This window comes from Cupriavidus sp. GW822-FHT02D05 (assembly GCF_058802485.1).
This window is the reverse complement of record NZ_JBXAOE010000085.1, coordinates 1-967: the sequence shown is the minus strand read 5'-3', so window position 1 is coordinate 967 and position 967 is coordinate 1. Positions and strand designations below refer to the sequence as shown.

Annotated in this window: 2 protein-coding genes; both read left to right on the top strand. The window is 66.4% G+C overall.

From position 1 onward, the window contains the following. The coding region (locus AC1RQK_RS40455) for an ABC transporter ATP-binding protein C-terminal domain-containing protein (RefSeq protein ID WP_492815275.1) at positions 1–335 on the top strand (335 nt) is incomplete at its 5' end. 9 nt (positions 336–344) lie between these two features. Further along, positions 345–967 (top strand): ABC transporter ATP-binding protein (locus AC1RQK_RS40450; RefSeq protein ID WP_492815273.1); only part of this gene is annotated, 623 nt, incomplete at its 3' end.

Sequence of the window (967 nt, the reverse complement as noted above, 5' to 3'; positions counted from 1 at the left end):
CGGTCAACCTGCCGTACGGCCGCAAGCGCGCGCTCGAGATCGCCACCACGCTGGCGATGGAGCCCGAGATGATGCTGCTGGACGAGCCGACCCAGGGCATGGGCCACGAAGACGTGGCGCGCGTGACCGAGCTGATCCGCAAGGTGGCGGTGGGGCGCACCATCCTGATGGTGGAGCACAACATGAACGTGGTCTCGTCGATTGCCGACAAGATCACGGTATTGCAGCGCGGCGCGATCCTGGCCGAAGGGCCGTACGCCGAGGTATCGAAAGACCCGCGCGTGATGGAGGCCTATATGGGCACCGTCGAGGCTGAACTGCAGGGCGCGCACTGAGGAGCCAGGATGAGCACAACGCCCGCACTAGAAATCAAGGACCTGCACGCCTGGTATGGCGAATCGCACATCCTGCATGGCGTGGACCTGACCGTGAATGCCGGCGAGGTGGTGACGCTGCTGGGGCGCAACGGCGCCGGGCGCACCACCACGTTGCGCGCCATCATGGGCCTGACCGGCCAGCGCAAGGGCTCGATCCGCGTCAACGGCACCGAGACCATCGGCATGCCGACGCACAAGATCGCGCACTGCGGCATCGGCTATTGCCCGGAAGAGCGGGGCATCTTCGCCAGCCTGTCGTGCGAGGAAAACCTGCTGTTGCCGCCGCTGCTGAAAGGGCAGGGCGCCAGCGCGGTCACCGGCATGAGCGAGGCCGAGATCTACGAGATGTTCCCTAACCTGAAGGAGCGCCGCCAGAGCCAGGGCACGCGCCTGTCGGGCGGCGAGCAGCAGATGCTGGCCGTCGGGCGCATCCTGCGCACCGGCGCCAACCTGCTGCTGCTCGACGAGATCTCGGAGGGCCTTGCGCCCGTGATCGTGCAAGCGCTGGCGCGCATGATCCTGATGCTCAAGAAAAAGGGCTACACGGTGGTGATGGTGGAGCAGAACTTCCGCTTTGCCGCGCCGCTGGC